Origin of the sequence: Tsuneonella rigui (assembly GCF_003958625.1) — a bacterium.
In the GTDB taxonomy this organism is placed as follows: Bacteria; Pseudomonadota; Alphaproteobacteria; order Sphingomonadales; family Sphingomonadaceae; genus Tsuneonella; species Tsuneonella rigui.
The window spans coordinates 1-17098 of record NZ_RSEL01000020.1; the positions used below are offsets into that span (position 1 = coordinate 1).

Here is a 17098-nt window from a genome sequence, read left to right on the forward strand (position 1 = left end):
GGTGGCGGCGGGCGCGGTGGCCGTGGCGGCGGCATGGGCGGCTTCGGCGGTCCGGGTGACGGGCAGGGCCGCTGGAACCTGTCGGTTTACCACACGATCGAGCTCGAAAACCGCGCGCTGATCGCGCCGGGCGTGCCCGAGCTCGATCTGCTCGCCGGCGATGGCCTCAGCGACGGCGGCGTGTCGAAGCACAAGCTCGAGCTCGACGCCGGCGTGTTCAAGGACGGCCTCGGCGCGCGTCTCTCGGCCAACTATCTCTCGGGCACCACGGTGCGTGGCAGCGGGTTGCCGGGATCGAGCGACCTGCGGTTCGGCGACCTCGCCACCTTCAACCTCAATTTCTTCGCCGATCTGGCGCAGCAGAAGTGGCTGACCGGCGACGGCGATCCGGGGTTCTGGAAGGGCGCCCGGTTGAGCCTCCGCATCAACAACCTGTTCGACGCGCACCAGCGGGTGACTGACGAGAACGGGGTGGTGCCGCTGCGCTACCAGCCCGCGCTGATCGATCCCACCGGCCGCTCGTTCGCGATCCAGTTCCGCAAGATGTTCTGACCTCGGGCGCGCTTTGTCGCGTCCTTGCAATGCACTAGCCACTCTCCGCGCTAGTCGCCGTCCCACAAGCAGGGGAGGGGTCGATGAACGGTGTTTCCGTGGGAATGATTGCGCTCGGGCTAGCGATCTTCGCCTTCGGGTGGTGGCGCTATAGCGTGGCGGTGAAGCGCAGCGAGGCCGCCGCGGGCACCTGGCGGCAGGTTCCGGGCACGCTGCACGAAGCGTCGGTGCGCGAGGAAGTCACGTGGGACACCGACAACGACCGGGTGACGGAATACCACCCGGCGGTGCGCTACTCGTTCCAGGCCAATGGCGGCGAGCACGAAGGCTCGCGCGCGTTCCTCTCGCGCGCCAAGTTCGACAGCGAGCGCGATGCGAAGGCGTGGCAGGCCAAGGTCAAGCCGGGCCCGGTCACTGTCTGGCATGACCCCGCCGATCCGGCGAACTGCGTGCTTGAAGTCGACCGCCCGACCAAGGCCGCGTTGTTCGTCGGCGGAGCGTTCGCGTTTTTCCTGATCGCTGGCGCGCTACTCGCCGGCTAAAGTTCAGTTCAGCGTGGTGCGCGGAAACGCGAACGCCGCGCACCCGCTCGCCACGAACGGCTTCCACTCGCCCTCGGGCTGCGCCAGCCGGTCGGCAATGGCGTACATCACCGCCGGATTGACGCCGAGGCCGATGTGGCTCGCGAACACCTCGATGTTCTCGGTCTGCGGGTTGTCGCCCGGGTGCTGGACCGAACCGCGCCAGTGCACGACGCCGTCCGCCTTGGTCAGGATCGAGGTGGTCGGCACCGGGGGCGCGTCGGCAAGCTTCTTGAACTTGCCGCTCTTCATCGGCTCGGGCTTCTTGCCGTTGATCGCCTCGAAGATCGGCCGCGCATTGGTGAAGTTGCGATTGTCGCTGATCGGGCTGCCGAGCGTGATCACCTGGCGGACGTGCTCTGGCAGCTGCTTGGCGAGCTCGCGCGCGAACACGCCGCCCAGGCTCCACCCAATGATCGAAATCTTGCCGCCGGTCCGGGCCGCGAGATCGCGCACACAGCGCGCCATCGCCTCGACCCGCTCATTGTCGACGCGCAGATTGCGGCCGAGCTCCCACCCGGCGACTTCGTAGCCGAGCTGCTTGAGCAGGCGGCGCATCGGTACGGTCGAGCTGTCGGTCGCCATGAACCCGGGCAGCACCAGCACGCCGTGCCCATCGCCACGCGGCAGGAACGAGAGCAGGGGGCGCAGCGCGTAAAACGCGGCGAGCTCGCCCAGCGCGCGGCTCGGCTCGGTCAGCGCGAGCAGCTTGCTCGGCGGATGGGCGCCGCGTTTGCTGGCGGGACGCGCCTTGGTGGCGGTGGCTGCGGTCATGTGATGGATTTCCTGTTCGAAGCCGCGCGCTTGGCGGCCGGTTTCGTTTTGGAACGGGTCGCGGCGGGTTTGGTGCCCGTCTTGTCTTTTGTTGAGGCGGTCTTGGCGGCCTTGGAAACCTTGGCGGGTGTGGACGGGGCCTTCGCCGCCGGCCGGCCGCCCTTCGCCGCGTCGCGGAGCTCCTCGAAGCTCTCCTCGATGCACTGAGCGTAGAACTCGGGATCGGGCATGAGCTCGCGGCACCCGGTGAAGGCGATCGTCGCCTCGTCGGTGTACGATTGCACCACGTGGGCGAGGCCCATGCCGTCGGTCAGGCAGACGAGGCCCATCATGCTTTCGAGCCGCGCGCCGGTCGAATAGATCGGCACCGGCGGGCCGGGCACATTGGTCACCACGGTGGTAAAGGGCGGGCCCATGCGGTTGGCGAGGCCGAGCCGGGTGTAGAGCTGCGCGCCCAGCGACATGTAGAGCGCGGGCGAGACCTTGCTCACTTCGGTCATGTTGCGCGCGCCGATCGCGTCGGTCATCGCCTTCGAATTCATCGTCCGCGAATGGACGAAGGCGAGCCGCTCGACCGGGTCTTCGATATGGGTGCCGAGCGGGGCGATCATCGCTGCGACCTGGTTGCCCATGTCGCCCTTCTCGTCCTTCGAGCGGACCGAGATCGGCGCCATCGCTGTCAGCGTCTTGTCGGGCAGGTCGTTCTTCGATTTGAGGTACTTGCGCAGCGCTCCTCCGATGATGGCGAGGAAGACGTCGTTGACCTTGCTCCCGTCCACTAGCTGGCGGATCGCCTTAATATCGGCCAGCGGCACGCTGCGCCCTTCGACCACCCGGTGCGCCGAGATCACCTTGTTGAAGCGAGTCTTGGGCGCAATCATCTCGCCCGAGACATTGAATTCCTTCGCCGCCAGCCCCTTGATCGCCTTGGCGATGCCCGGCGCGGCCTTCGCGGCGACCTGCAACTGCTTCATCGGGTTGGTCAGCGCGTTGAAGTAGCTCTTGCCGAGCAGCTCGGCCGGGTTGGGGATCTTCTCTGGCTTCCACGTGTCGGGTTTGCTCGGCGGCGGTTCGTTGGGATCGAGCGTGTGCATCGCCTCCATCAGGTCGATGCCGCTCATGCCGTCGATCGCCGCGTGGTGGACCTTGGTCACCATCGCGAAGCAGCCCTTGGGCAGCCCTTCGATGCCGTCGAGCCCCTCGACCACGGTGAACTCCCACGGCGGGCGGGTGAGATCGAGGGGGCGGGCGAAGATGCGCGCGGCCTGGATGCACAGTTGCCGCCAGTCGCCGGGCTTGGGCAGCGCGACGTGGCGGACGTGGTATTCGAGATCGAAGTCCGGATCCTCGATCCAGTACGGATAGTCGAGGTCGAACGGCACCCGCACCAGCCGCTGGCGCACCGTCTTGGACAGCTGCAGCCGGCTCTCGAAGAAGTTCAGGATGTCCTTGAAGCGAACGAACCCGCCGGGCGCGGTCGCGGGGTTGTAGATGAGGATCGAGCCGATGTGCATCGGCGAATTCTTCGTCTCGAGCGCGACGAAGCTCGCGTCCATGCCCTGCAGTTGCCGCAAGCGCATCCTCCTGTTGCCGGTTTGCCCGGTCGGAGGGCGAGAGTAACACAAGTCAGAGTCTTGGCAATGCGGGGCCCAAAAACACTACGTCACCCCGGACCTGATCCGGGGTGGTGCTTTTCTTCTGCGGGACGCCTGAAGGCAGCACTGGCCCGGATCAAGTCCGGGCCGACGGGGAGAGTTAGAGCGCTTCTCCCGCCGCCACCCCGCTCGCCCAAGCCCACTGGAAGTTGTAGCCGCCGAGCCAGCCGGTCACGTCGACCGCCTCGCCGATAGCGTAGAGTCCAGGCACCTTCCTCGCCTCCATCGTCTGCGACGACAGCTCGGCGGTGGAGATGCCACCGAAGGTGACCTCGGCCTTGGCGAAACCCTCGGTGCCGGTGGGGTGGAAGGTCCACGCAGCCAGCTTTGCCTCGGCCTCGCGCAGCGTCTTGTCCGGCGAGTTAGCGAGTTCGGCGGTGCAACCGAGCCGTTCGGCCAGGATGTCGGCCAACCGGTCCGACAGCGCCTCGCGCAGGAGCGAGCGGAGCGTAGCGCGAGGGTTCGTGCGCTTCGCCTCGAGCAGCCAGCCAGTGGACCGGCCGGGAAGGAAATCGATCGCAATCGGCTCGCCCGGTTTCCAGTAGCTGGAGACCTGCAGGATCGCCGGACCCGACAGGCCGCGGTGGGTGAAGAGCGCGGCCTCGGCGAAGCGCGCCTTGCCGGCGCTTGCCAACACGGGCGCGGAAACGCCGGAAATCTCCCGAAAAAGCACTTCCTCGCCGCCGAGCGTCAGCGGTACGAGGGCCGGGCGCGGCTCGACCACCTTGAGCCCGCACTGTCGCGCAAGATCGTAGGCGAAGCCGGTCGCGCCCATTTTGGGGATCGACGGCCCGCCGGTGGCGATCACCAGCGCGGGGGCGGACACGTCGCCGATGCGGAACAGGCTATTGGAGTGATCGACCGCGCCGACGTCGACCCCGCAGCGCAACTCGACACCTCCCTTACCACACTCCGTCAGCAGCATCTCGACGATCTGCCGCGCCGAACCGTCGCAGAACAGCTGGCCAAGCGTCTTCTCGTGCCAGGCGATGCCGTAGCTTTCGACCAGCTCAAGAAAATCGGCCGCCGTGTACCGCGCCAGCGCCGACTTCGCGAAATGCGGATTGGCCGACAGGTAGCGGTCGGGCGCGGTGTGGAGGTTGGTGAAATTGCAACGCCCGCCGCCCGAAATCAGGATCTTCTTGCCCGGAGCTTCCGCCTTTTCGAGCACCACCACCCGCTTGCCGCGCTGACCCGCACGCGCGGCGCACATCAGGCCCGCCGCACCGCCGCCGAGGATGATCGCATCGTATTCCATTGCCCGCGCGCCTAGGGCTTCCCTTTCGCCGACGCGACTCTTAGCTGGCATCCATGTCGCGCACCGAAGCCGGAACCCCGCCCAACCCGCGCGGCCAGGAACGCTTCCTCGAGGAGCGGGCGACCTACACGGTCAAGGGCGCCGGCGCGCAGCCCGATATCGAGGCGGGGGTGGCGGCGATCCGCGACACCGTCCGCACGCTGAAGCCCAAGCCCGGCGTCTACCGCATGCTCGATGCGCGCGGCGACGTGCTCTACGTCGGCAAGGCGCGCAGCCTGAAGGCGCGGGTGGCGAACTATACCCAGGTGAAGGCGCTCTCCACCCGATTGAAGCGGATGGTCAGCCAGACCCGCGGCATGGAGATCGTCACGACGAACTCCGAGGCCGAGGCGCTGCTGCTCGAAGCGCAGCTGATCAAGCGCTTCCGCCCGCCCTACAACGTGCTGCTGCGCGACGACAAAAGCTTCCCCTTCATCCTCCTGCGCGCCGATCATGCCTTTCCGCGCATCCAGAAGCACCGCGGCGCGCGGCGCAGCAAGGGCAACTACTACGGCCCGTTCGCCAGCGCGGGCAGCGTCAACACCACGATCAACGCGTTGCAGAAGCTGTTCCTCTTGAGGAGCTGCACCGACAGCTTCTTCGCCCGCCGCGACCGGCCGTGCCTGCTCTACCAGATCAAGCGCTGCAGTGCCCCGTGTGTCGGCCGGATCGACGAGGCCGGCTATGCCGAGCTGGTCGCCGAGACCAAAGACTTCCTCTCCGGCAAATCCGGCGCGGTGCAGAAGAAGATCGAGACCCAGATGGCCGCCGCCGCCGCCGATCTCGACTTCGAGCGCGCGGCGATGCTGCGCGACCGGCTGCGCGCGGCGACCGCGATCCAGGGCAGCCAGGCGATCAACGCCGCCGGGGTGGGCGATGCCGACGTGTTCGCGCTCGCCAGCAAGGGCGGGCAGATGGGCATCCAGGCGTTCTTCGTCCGCGGCGGGCAGAACTGGGGCCACCGCGCGTTCTTTCCCAGCCACGTCGAGGGCGAGACCGAGGCGGATGTGCTCGCCGACGTGCTCGCGCAGTTCTACGAGGAAGTCCCGCCGCCGCGCACCATCCTGCTCGACCGCAAGCTCCCCGAGGGCGAGCTGCTGGCCGAGGCGCTGTGCGAAAGCGCGGGCCACCGGGTCGAGATCAGCGTCCCCCAGCGCGGCGACCGGCGGCGACTGATGGCGCAGGCCCAGCGCAACGCGATCGAGGCGCTTGATCGCCGCCTCGCCGAAAGCGGCACCAAGGCGAAGATCATGCGCGAGCTCGCCGACTTCCTCGAGCTCAGCGACGCGCCCGACCGGATCGAGGTCTACGACAACAGCCACATCCAGGGCACCAAGGCGGTCGGCGCTATGATCGTCGCCGGGCCCGAGGGCTACCGCAAGGGCCAGTACCGCAAGTTCAATATCAAGACCGCGCAGACCAACGACGATTTCGCGATGATGCGCGAGGTGATGACCCGCCGCTTCGCCCGCGCGCTGGAGGAAGATCCCGACCGCAGCCAGGAGCGCGGCAGCGGCGTGTGGCCCGACCTCGTGCTGATCGACGGCGGCAAGGGCCAGATGTCGAGTGTCAAGGACGCGCTGGAGGAGCTCGGCATCGAGGACGTGCCGCTGATCGCCATCGCCAAGGGCCCGCATCACGGGCGCGAAGGGCGCGAGGTGTTCCACTTTCCCGACGGCCGCGAGAAGACCCTGCCGACCAACTCGCCGCTGCTGTTCTACCTCCAGACCCTACGCGACGAAGTCCACCGCTTCGCCATCGGCGCCCACCGCGCCAAGCGCAGCCGCGCGATCAGCGCCTCCCCGCTGGACGAAATCCCCGGCATCGGTCCGGGGCGGAAACGGGCGCTGCTACTGCACTTCGGAACCGCGGGGAAGGTGAGGGCGGCGGCGCTGGAGGATCTGAAGCGCACGCCAGGGATCAGCGAGGGCGTCGCGCAGAAGATTTACGATTTCTATCACCCTGCGGGGTGAGGGATACCCTACCACACTTCGTCGCCCCGGACTTGATCCGGGGCCGGTGCTGTTCTTCGGACGCGGCGCTGAAAGGAAGCACCACCCCGGATCAAGTCCGGGGTGACGGAGAGTAAGCGAATAGTGCCCTCTCCCCTTGAGGGAGAGGGTTGGGAGAGGGGTCCGCCGCGCCAGCGGCGGCTTGCGCCGCCGACCCCTCTCCCTCCGCGCCTGACGGCGCTCCTCCCTCTCCCTCAAGGGGAGAGGGCTAGGTCTACCCCGTCACGATAAACGGCGCCCAGTAGAACGGGTGGTCGAACGGCAGAGTGTCCTCGCTGCTGCCGTCGATCGTCGGTCCTTCGCCGGCGCGGCCGCGCTTGATCAGGTCTAGCTGGGCGTCGCGCAGCGATTGCGCGCTAGTTTCGCCGGCCAGGAAGCGGGCCTTGTAGAACGCGCTCATGAACAGCGGGGTCGACTGGTCCGCGACCTGCCACAACGATGCGAGCACGGTGCCGGCGCCCGCCCCGCGGACGATCTCGGCCAGGCTTTCGAGCTCCGACCCGTTCGCCTCGCGCGTCGCGGCGGCGGTGTTGCACGCGCTGAGCGCGAGGAACTTGGCGTTCGCGAACTTGATCTCGCCATCGCTGAAGGCAGCCAGCGGCAGGTGATCGCCGTTGCCGAGCAGCAGGAACGACTTGTCGCGGCTGCGCGGGTCGAGCTTGAAGTGCGAGGCGACGTGGATCGCGCCGAAGCTGCCGCTCGCTGCTTGCGCCAGCGAGGCTTCGTCGAACTGCTCGTCGAGCCGCGCGGTGCCGGGTAGCAGCCCCTCGCCGTCGGGCTGCCGCACCAGGGTGCGCAGTTCCTCGGCGACCATCGGCAGGGCGACGAAATTGCCGCTTTTCTTGGTCATGCCGAAGCCGGCAAGCTCGCTGCCACCGGAGTTGACGCTGGCGGTGGCGATGTCGGCGGGCTTGCGGAACTGGCCGAAGGCGTAGCGCTCGACCAACCACTCCTTGCCATCGTGCAGCGCGGCGATCGGAACGTAGCGCAGCGTCTTGTCGAGCGAGAGCAGCACTTCGCCGATCCCGCGCGCCCGCAGCTCGGCATCGACCGGCGCGAAGATCGCCCGGTACAGCTCCTGCGCGCGCGCCTGCACCTCGGGGTCCGCCGTACTCAGCGCGGTGTGATACTCGCGCACCATGCGGGTGAGGTCCGAGATGCCGAGGCGGATCTTGACCAGCTTCTGCTCGTCGGGAGTGGTGATCAGCCAGTAGATCTGGTCCGGCTGGACGATCGCCTGCACCGCCGCGCGCCCGGTAGCATGGAGCTGCCGCAACTCGCCTTGCACGCTGCCGCCGCCATCGCCGGCTTGCGCGACGACCTGGCGATCCCGCTCGAGGCCCGTCAGTCCCGCCACCAGCCGCTCGAACGCAGGCGTGAACGCCGCGCCGTGCGGGTCGCCGTCGAACCGCAGCGCGGCGTCGGCGAAATCCTTCAGCACCCGCTCCTGCGCGGTGGTCATCGGCATCATGTCGAGGCTGGTGCCGCGATCGCCTGCCTCGCCCGTGTAGTTCTCGAGCTCGAAGTCCTTGAGCATGCCGAGCACGGTCTCCGCCTCGTCGAACCGGCCGAGGTCGAGGAAGCGGCTCGACAGCTCGCGGTAGCGGTCGCGGTGCGCGGCGATGAAGCATTCGCGCACGTCGTCGTCGAGGCCGGAGATGAACCGCCGCGCCTGCTGCAGGCGGTTGACCGCGACCTTGGCGAACATGACCGCCGCCTCGGTCTTGCCGACAGTCTTTGCCGCGTTGCTGGCCGAGGCCCACGCGCACGAGCTTTCGAACAGCGCGAAGTAGTTGTCCTTGCTGCCGTAGAGCCGGTTCAGCGTGCGCTCCTTGTCGATGATGCGCAGCGCGTTGCTGGCGACCAGCTTGTCGCCTTCGCCGGCGATGCGGTAGCGCAAGTCGAGGTCGTGGAAGGCCAGCTCGACCCCGCGCGAGTCTGCCGCGACCATCGCCTGGTCGCGCACCGCGAGCAGCGGCCGGTCGTCGAGCTCCACCCCGGGCACGTCCTTCATCACCGCGACCGGCTTTTCCATCAGCGGGGTGATGCGGAAATCTTCATTCTTGCGCAGGCACGCGGCGGTGCGGTCGGTCGCGCAGTCGGTCAGTAGCGTTGTCGCCAGCTGGTTGCCGCGCAGCTGCGCTTCCTCCAGCCACTTGAACGCCTCGGGCAGGTTGGGCTTGTCCGTCCACCCGAGCGCGTTGGCTTGCGCCATGCCGAGTGCGCCCAGGCTCTCCTGGTCGAAGCTGGCGGCGAAGCGCATCCACTTGAGGCCCTTCTTGGCATCGCGCTCGACCCCCGCGCCTTCGAAGTAGGCCTGCGCGAGCATGTAGAGCCCGTTGATGTCGAGGCAGTCGATCATCGTCCTAAGTGCCTCGATCGCGCCTTTCGGATCGAGCGCGGTGCCTTCGCCGCGGAACTTCATGCCCGCGATGTTGGCGTAGGAGTTGAGGTAGTGGCTCTGCGTCGCGAGCTGGAACCAGCGGTAGGCTTCCTCCGGGTTCTTCTCGACGCCCGAGCCTTCGCGGTACATCGCGCCGATGTTGTGCCGCGCGGTCACGTTCCCCAGTGCCGCGGCCTGCTTGTACAGCGCGAGCGCGGCCGCCTTGTCCTCCGGCCCGCCGAAGCCGAAGCTGGTCATGTAGCCCAATGAGATCAGCGACCAGGAATCGCCGAGCTCGGCAGCGCGGCCGTACCAGTGGCGGGCGAGCTCCAAGTCCTGCTCGGGGTTGAGATCGCTGCCGTAGTACGTGCCGAGCGCGCGCGCGGCAGGGGCAATGCCGCGGTCGGCCATCGCGACCATCGTGTCGATCTCGCCCATCGCCGACGAGGCGGAGTTCTCGATCGTGGCGGCAAAGCGCGCCTCGAAGGTGCGGCGCAGCTCCTCGCTCGCGCCGGTGAACTCAGGGGAGCTGACGAACGCCTCGTAGCGCCGCAGCGCCGCGCCGTAGAGCTTCATCGCCACCAGCAGCTCGAGCTCCTGGCCCTTGGCGCTGAACGGATCGGCGGCGGCGGGCCGCCCGGCGAGGCGGAGCGCCTGGCCCAGGTCCTGCTCGACGATCAGCCCCTGCCGCATCGCCTCGGCGGCGGCGAACAGCGTCTCGGGCCGCTGGTCGCTGTCGAGCTTGGCGCGCCACGGGGCAGGATCGGGGAGGGCGTCGATCTGGCGCAACCGCTCGCCGGGATGGGCGAGCGCGGCGAGCGCCCAGCCATCCTCGCGCGCGGCGTGGCTCACCAGCAGGTCGACCGCCGCCTGCTCGCGGTCGGGCAGGGTCTGGTCGGACAGTGTCGCCAGCACCAAGAGCGGGCCGGCATTGTCGATCCCGCGCGCCAGCGCCTCACCCAGCCACTTGCGCGCCTCGGTGTAATCGACCGCGAACCCGTCGGCGCCGGTGTACAGGTTGCGGCCGAGCTCCAGCGCTGAGTTACCGCCGTCGGTCGCCGCGGCCTTGCGGAACCAGTCGCGGGAGGCATCCATGTCCGCCGTCACCCCGCGCCCGTAGCGATAGGCGGCCGCCAGCGAACGCATCGCGACCGCATCGTTCGCCTCGGCGGCTTCGCGAAGGTAGGTGAGCGACTTCGCCAAGTCCTGCGGCACCCCGACGCCGTTCTCGTACAGCGTCGAAAGCGCGCGCATCGCCAGGGTGGATTTCTTCTCCCGCCCGCGCTCGTACCACTCGATCGCCTTGGCGATGTCGCGCGTGGTTCCCTGGCCCTTCTCGTAGGCGTTGCCGATACGCACGAGCGAGTCGACGTCCCCGGCCTCGACCGCTTTGCGATACCACTCGAGCGCCTTCGCGTAGTCGGCCGGCACGCCGAGGCCGAAAGTGTACTGCTCGCCCAGGTTGCGCATGGCGAAAGGGTCGCCGCCCTCGGCCCCCTCGCGGTAGAGCGCGAGCGCCTTGGCTAGATCCTTGCGATCGACCCCGCGCCCGTTTTCGTACATCAGGGCAAGGTTGCTCGCAGCGTACATGCTGCCGGCCTCGCGCGCCGCGCCGAACCATTTGAACGCGGCCGCCGCGTCGGCGGGAACTCCTTCGCCGTCGAGCAGGGCGCGGGCGTATTCGTTCATCGCATCGGCATCGCCGCCTTCCGCGCCGCGTCGGTACCATTCGGCCGCCACCGCCAAATCCTTTGCGACGCCTTCGCCGTGCGAATACTGCCAGCCCAGCAGCTCCATCGCGTTGGCATCGCCCAGGTCGGCGGCCATGCGATAGAGCGCCGTTTCGCGGGCATCGTCAGCGGGAACCACCTCGCCCTTGTCGTAGAGCAAGCCGAGATCCACCATCGCGCCGGTATCGCCCAGCGCGACGGCGCGTTCGTAGAGCGCGAGGCCGCCCGCAATGTCGCGCTGGTCGCCGGGGGCGGTCAGCAGCGCATCGGCGAGGGTGCCGATTGCCCGAACGTATCCCGCGTCGACCGCCTTGCGCAGCCACTCGCGCCCCTGCGCGGCCGCCTCCGGCGTGCCGAGCTTGGCGAGTTCGAGCCCCATCTGCCGCATCGCCTGGCCGTTGCCGGCCTCGGCCGCCACCCGCAGCGCCGCCATCCCTTCGTCCTGGCGGCCGGCCTTGAGCAGCGCACGGGCAAGGTTGGCGCGGCTGGCCATGTCGCCATTGTCCGCCGCGAGCGCGGCCGTGCATTCCGCAATCGCCTTGTCGGCGTCGAGTTGCTCCCAGTTGGCGCCGGTCTTGTCGTCCGGTGTAGGAAGGCGGGCGGCCGCCGCGCACGCCGCCGCGATGTCGCGCGACTCCGCGGACGCAGGCAACGCCCACGCCGCGAGCACGCCCGCCGCTGCAATGACTAACGGTCGCACGACCCTGAAACCCCTCGCAAAAATACGGGTGGGCTTTAGCGTAGAACGCAGACGGAGTCACGGTAGCGGGGCGGCGCACGACAAGGCCCCATCGGACAAAGGGTGCCCCTCCGGTCGCCCCGGGCTTGACCCGGGGTGGTGCTTCTCTTTGGTATGGTCGAAGAAGGCAGCCCGACCCCGGATCAAGTCCGGGGTGACGATGGGAATGGTTGCGAGGATTCCTCTCTAACGGGGAGCTGGCCTCGACCTTAGGCGAGTCCGCCCCCAATCACTCCCGCACCAAGTTCAAATCCTGGAAATCGAACGAGAAGTCGGTGATGTCGGAAATCGGCTTCATCGTCATGCCGGTTACCTTGCCGTCTTCGACCTTGAAGGTGACGAAAGCATCGGCCTTCATCGTCTTGTCGGGCCAGATCGCGGCGAAGGTGTCACCGTCGTAGGGCGTCAGCGGTCCGTCGAGCAGTTCCGACCGGCTCATGTCGATCGCCAGCTTGCCGCGCTTCTCGGTGATTGTGACAGTGCCATACCACGGGTCGCGGTAGGTTCCGGCGTAGGCGCTCAAGGACAAGCTCGGCTTCTTCGCGTCCTTGGGCGTTACCGCGGCCTTGGCGACGGCGAGCTTGGCCTCGGCATTAACCTTGTCGTTCTGCTTGATAGCCGCCGCGATCACGTCGCTGTCCTGCTTCCCGTCGATCAGCTTGTCGGCGATCTGGCGGGTCCATGCGCCGGCGGTACTCATGTAGTCGTTGGACGAGGCGAACACCGCGATGTGCTTCTGCGGGATCAGGATGAAGTTGCTGGTCACCCCCGGCGCGCCGCCCGAATGGTGGACGATCGGGGTGCCTTCCATGTCGGCGACGAACCAGCCGAGCGCGTAGAGCTGCAGGTTGGTCGACCCGCCCATCGGCTTGATGATCCCGCTGCCGACCGGGGTCACGCCCTTCCACAGCTCGTTCTTCTGCTTCTCGCTGATCAGCCGCTGGCCGCTGGCGGTGACTCCGCCGTCGAGCCAGAACTTGGCCCACTTCATCATGTCGCCCGACGGACACCAGATGCCGCCCGCGGGCGCCACGGTGGGGCTGAACTCCATCCGCTTGTCGATCGGCACGCCGACGCTGGCGCCCGCCTCGCGCTCATGACCGCGCACGAAGCTTTGCCCGGCACGCAGGCGCGAGCCGTCGGCGGCGCATTCGGTCATGCCGACCGGCTGGAAGATGTTGTTCGTGACGAAGTCCTGCCAGCTTTGGCCGGAGACCCGGCCGACCACTTCGCCGGCGATGATGTAGAGCAGGTTGTCGTACGCGTAGCCGTCGCGGAAGCCGGTGACCGGTTTCAGGTGCTTGACCGCGTTGATCACGTCGGCCGGCTTGGCGTTGCCGTCGGGCCACATGACGAGATCACCGGCACCGAGGCCCAGGCCCGAGCGGTGGGTGAGCAGGTCGCGCACCGTGAAGTGCTCGGCGACCCAGGGGTCCCACATGCCGAATTCGGGCACATATTTGCGCACCGGATCGTCCCACCCGAGCTTGCCCTGGTCCACCAGCATCGCGAGCGCGGTGGTGGTGAACGCCTTGGAGATCGAGGCGATGGGGAACAGCGTGTCGGTGGTGACCGGCTTGCCCGATCCCTCCTCCAGCGTGCCGAACGCACCCGAATAGACCACCTTGCCGTCGATCATCACCGCTGCGGTCATGCCGGTGGCATCGAGCCCGTCGATGATGCGCTTGGCCTCGGCTTCGTAATCGGGCTGGGCGACTTCGTGCGCCTGTGTCGAAGAGGCTGCGAGAGCCAAGGCCGCGGCGGTGCTTGCAAGGATCCATTTCACGGCTTCATCCCCCTCGATCTCATCGGTTGGGCGCGGTTGTAACGCGCGCCAAGCGCATGCCAAGAAACCATTTTCCTACAAGGCGCTCGCTGCGCTAGCCTCGCATTGGCTCTTTCATACTGTCGCTCCTCGCGCCCTTCAAAAGTCGCAGTCGCCCGTTATTCGGGGGGTGGGTGATGTTTGCGACCTTTCCCTCGGGCGGCGCTCACCCTCCCGACCGCGAATAAAAAAGGGCGCCGGATTACTCCGGCGCCTCCTTGGTGATCAGTTTGCTGGCGAAATCAGCCCTGGCGGGTGCCGTTCATCGCCATCGAGCCGAACGCGCCGGCGTTGATGCTGCCGGTCAGCGTGTCGCCGTCGACCGTCGCGCTGCCTTCGAGCTTCATCGGCATCGGCACGGTCATGTTCATGGTCCAGGTCAGGTTGTTGCCGTTTATCTTCCCGTTCTCGACGTCCATCGAACCCATCGCGCCGGCGTTCGAGCCGGTGAAGGTACCGTCGCCGTTGTCGGTGACGGTGAACACGCTCTTCTGGTCGCCCATCGGGGTCTTGGTGACGCAATCGTAGCTGCCGGCAACGGACATGGCTCTCTCCTGAAAAGTGTCGGTGCAATCCCGCCCGAGTTCTTCGAGCGTGCTTACACCGCTGTCAATACTTACTGCTCGGCCGAACGGACCTCGACCGGCAGGCCGATCTTGTCGAGCTGCGGCTTCACCACCTTGGCGTCGCCGACCACGACATAGACGAGGTCGCCGCCCTTGAAGTCCGCCAACGCCGCCGCGTCGAGATCGGCGGCCTTGAGCGCCTCGTACCGTGCAGCCAGCGTCTCGTAGTAATCGTCGGGCCGGTTGTGCTCGACGATGTCGACGATCCCGCCGAGCACGTCGCCCGAAGTCTCGAACCGGCCGGGCAGCTCGCGCACGTTGCCGTTGATCAGCCGCTCCAGCTCCTCCGCCGTCACGCCCTTACCGCTGGTGTAGGCGGCCAGGTCCTTGCGCAACTCGACGATCGAATCCCCGGTGCGGTCGGCCTGGACCGGGGCGTAGATCATGAAGCTGGTGCGATCGAGCGGCGCGCGGACCAGGCTGTTGACGCCGTACGACCAGCCCTTGGTCTCGCGCAGGTTGGTGTTGATGCGGCTGAGGAAGCTGCCGCCGAACACTTCGTTCGCGGCGTTGAGCACGATCAGGTCGTCGGTGCCCTTCTGCGGCAGCACGCGGCCGCCGAAGATGATCGACTGCGGCGAGGCGGGCCGGTCGATCAGGATGATGCGGCTGGTCTGGCTGGGCACGTCGACCGCGAAGTTCTTGGTCGGGGCAGGGCCGGCGGGGGCCTTCCAGTCGCCGAAGCTCGCTTCGAGCAGGCGGACCACTTCGGGCAGGGTCGTGTCGCCGACCACGAACACCTTGGCGGTGTCGGGCCGCAGCCAGGTGTCGTGGAACGACTGGAGGTCGTCGCGGGTCAGCTTGGCGACCACCGCCGGATCGCCCGTCCCGCTGGGCGGAATGCCGTAGGGGTGGTTGGGCCCGTACAGGATCGGCAGCAGCGCCCGTTGCGCGATCGAGGAGGGGTTGTTGAGCTCGTTCTTGATGCGGGTGAGCTGCTGGGTGCGCACCCGCTCCAGGTCGGCCGGCGCGAACGCCGGGTGGCGGACGTAGTCGGCCAGCAGGTCGAACGAGGCGGCCAGGTTCGGCGTCATCGCGCCGAGGCTGAAGCCGGTCATGTCCGACCCGGCGAACCCGCCGAGGCTGGCGCCGAGACGCTCCTTGGCGATCGCGAGCTGGGTCGAATCGAGGCTGGTGGTGCCTTCGTCCATCGCCTCGAGCATCAGCGACTGCAGGCCGAGCTTGTCGCGCGGATCGGCGGCGTAACCGGCGTCGAAGTCGATCCGCACGCTCACCGCCGGCACCGCGTCGCGGCGGGCGAAGTAGACCTGCATGCCGTTCGAGAGCGTGGCGCGCTCGATGGCGGGGAAGTCGAGCGGCTTCAGCTCGGTCACCGGCGGCAGCGACTTGCGCTCGGCGGCGGTGGCGTAGGTCACGCCCGCCTCGGTGCCCGGCGCCATGTAGTACGCGGGGTGCGGGCCCTCGCTCTCGGGCGCGGTACGGTAGCCGCCGCGGTTCTCGCCGCCTTCGGTGCGGGTGCCGGGCTCGACGGTGAGCGCGAAGACCGGGCGCGAGAGGTACTTGGCGGTGACCGTGCGGACCTCGTCCGGCGTCATCGCCGCGGCTTCCTCCAGTTCCTTGCGGTACTGGGCGGGATTGCCGTTGTAGAGCAGCCCTTCGGCCAGCGTCGGCGCCTTGCCGCCGAACCCGCCGACCGATTCCAGCCCGCGGATCTGCGCCGCGGCGTAGACGGTGGCGGCGCGCTGCAACTCGTCGGCAGTCGGGCCCGAGGCGATGAACTTGGCGATCTCGGCGTCGAGCGCGGCGCCCAATGCCTCCTCACTCACGCCCGGCTTGGCGTCGGCCGAGACCACGAACTGGCCGGCCTGCGCGTAGATCTCGGCCCCTGCCGAAACGCGCACCGCGACCTGCTGCTGGCGGACCAGCGCATCGTCGAGCCGCGAGCTGGCCAGCCCGCCGAGCACCGAGGCGCCGAGCGCCAGCGGCATGCTCTCCTCGCTGTCGAGCCCGGGGATCGCCCACATGCGGTAGATGCGCGGGGTCGCGACCTTGTCGAGGATGGTCTTCTCGAGCTTGGCGGGCAGGGTCGGCACCGGCGCGGCGACCGGCTGCACCTTGGGCCCGGCGGGGATCGCGCCGAACCACTTGGTCACCTTGGCCCGTGCGGTCGCCTCGTCGATGTCGCCGGCGAGCACCAGGATGGCGTTGTTGGGACCGTAGTGGTCCTTGAACCACTTCTTGACGTCATCGAGGCTCGCGCTGCTCAAATCCTTCATCGAGCCAATGGTCGAGTGGTGGTACGGGTGCCCGCTGGGATAGAGATTCTCGAGCTGCTCGTACTCGACCAGACCATAGGGCTGGTTGTCGCCCTGGCGCTTCTCGTTCTGGACGACGCCGATCTGGTTATCGAGCTTCTCCTGCGTCACCGCGCCGAGCAGATAGCCCATGCGGTCGCTTTCCAGCATCAGCGCGCGGTCGAGCGCGCCGGTGGGTACGGTCTCGAAGTAGTTGGTGCGGTCGAACCAGGTGGTGCCGTTGTAGTCGGTCGCGCCGACCTGCTGGAGGGGCTCGAAAAAATCGCCCGGCGAGTTTTCCGAGCCGTTGAACATCAGGTGCTCGAACAAGTGCGCGAAGCCGGTCTTGCCCTTCGGCTCGTTCTTGGAGCCGACGCCGTACCACACCGAAACCGCAACCACCGGCGCCTTGCGATCTTCGTGCACGAGGACGCGAAGGCCGTTATCGAGGGTGAACTCACTGTAAGGGATCGATACCGCCTCGACCAACTGACTCACCGGCGCGGGAGCGGGCGGGGTGAGGGCGGCGGGAGCCTCCGCCGTCGGCGCGCTGGCGACGCTCTCGGCCTGGGGCGCGGTGGCGCAGGCGGACAGGGCGAGCGCAAGCACGCTGGCGGTGGCAAGGCGGTATGTCATTGGATGTCCCCGGGGAGTAAAAATCGAAAGTTA

At 67.8% G+C, this 17098-nt stretch carries 9 protein-coding genes and 1 pseudogene; 3 read left to right on the forward strand and 7 right to left on the reverse strand.

Annotated elements, in window-relative coordinates; translation table 11 throughout:
- Both ELY12_RS08395 and ELY12_RS08400 read left to right on the forward strand, forming a co-directional pair.
- Positions 1 to 552: pseudogene (locus tag ELY12_RS08395) on the forward strand (TonB-dependent receptor); the annotation flags it as partial.
- Between the two features lie 83 nt (positions 553 to 635).
- A complete protein-coding gene (locus ELY12_RS08400; protein WP_126176257.1) occupies positions 636 to 1094 on the forward strand; it encodes a DUF3592 domain-containing protein in 459 nt (152 codons plus the stop codon).
- A 3-nt stretch (positions 1095 to 1097) separates the two neighbouring features.
- Here the strand turns inward: ELY12_RS08400 and ELY12_RS08405 are convergent, their stop codons facing one another.
- The 3 genes from ELY12_RS08405 to ELY12_RS08415 form a co-directional block, all read right to left on the reverse strand.
- Positions 1098 to 1907 (reverse strand): esterase/lipase family protein, encoded by an 810-nt coding sequence (locus tag ELY12_RS08405; protein WP_126176258.1) that lies wholly within the window; start codon positions 1905 to 1907, stop codon positions 1098 to 1100.
- A complete protein-coding gene (locus ELY12_RS08410; RefSeq protein WP_241229791.1) occupies positions 1904 to 3481 on the reverse strand; it encodes a WS/DGAT/MGAT family O-acyltransferase in 1578 nt (525 codons plus the stop codon). Before ELY12_RS08410 ends, ELY12_RS08405 begins: the two co-directional genes overlap by 4 nt.
- 181 nt (positions 3482 to 3662) lie before the next feature.
- Positions 3663 to 4820 (reverse strand): BaiN/RdsA family NAD(P)/FAD-dependent oxidoreductase, encoded by a 1158-nt coding sequence (locus tag ELY12_RS08415; protein WP_206435801.1) that lies wholly within the window; start codon positions 4818 to 4820, stop codon positions 3663 to 3665.
- A gap of 53 nt (positions 4821 to 4873) precedes the next feature.
- Here ELY12_RS08415 and uvrC point away from each other — a divergent pair, with 53 nt between their 5' ends.
- Positions 4874 to 6832, forward strand: coding sequence for an excinuclease ABC subunit UvrC (uvrC, locus tag ELY12_RS08420; RefSeq protein WP_126176260.1), 1959 nt, complete (start codon positions 4874 to 4876; stop codon positions 6830 to 6832).
- A gap of 253 nt (positions 6833 to 7085) precedes the next feature.
- Here uvrC and ELY12_RS08425 read toward each other — a convergent pair whose 3' ends face one another.
- From ELY12_RS08425 to ELY12_RS08440, 4 genes are all read right to left on the reverse strand, one after another.
- A complete protein-coding gene (locus ELY12_RS08425; protein WP_126176261.1) occupies positions 7086 to 11684 on the reverse strand; it encodes a CHAT domain-containing protein in 4599 nt (1532 codons plus the stop codon).
- A 268-nt stretch (positions 11685 to 11952) separates the two neighbouring features.
- Complete coding sequence (locus tag ELY12_RS08430; protein ID WP_126176262.1) at positions 11953 to 13476, reverse strand: serine hydrolase; 1524 nt, start codon at positions 13474 to 13476, stop codon at positions 11953 to 11955.
- A 314-nt stretch (positions 13477 to 13790) separates the two neighbouring features.
- Positions 13791 to 14093 (reverse strand): hypothetical protein, encoded by a 303-nt coding sequence (locus ELY12_RS08435; RefSeq protein ID WP_126176263.1) that lies wholly within the window; start codon positions 14091 to 14093, stop codon positions 13791 to 13793.
- Between the two features lie 71 nt (positions 14094 to 14164).
- On the reverse strand, positions 14165 to 17065 hold the full coding sequence (locus ELY12_RS08440) for a M16 family metallopeptidase (RefSeq protein ID WP_126176264.1): 2901 nt from the start codon (positions 17063 to 17065) through the stop codon (positions 14165 to 14167).
- Positions 17066 to 17098 lie beyond the last annotated feature (33 nt).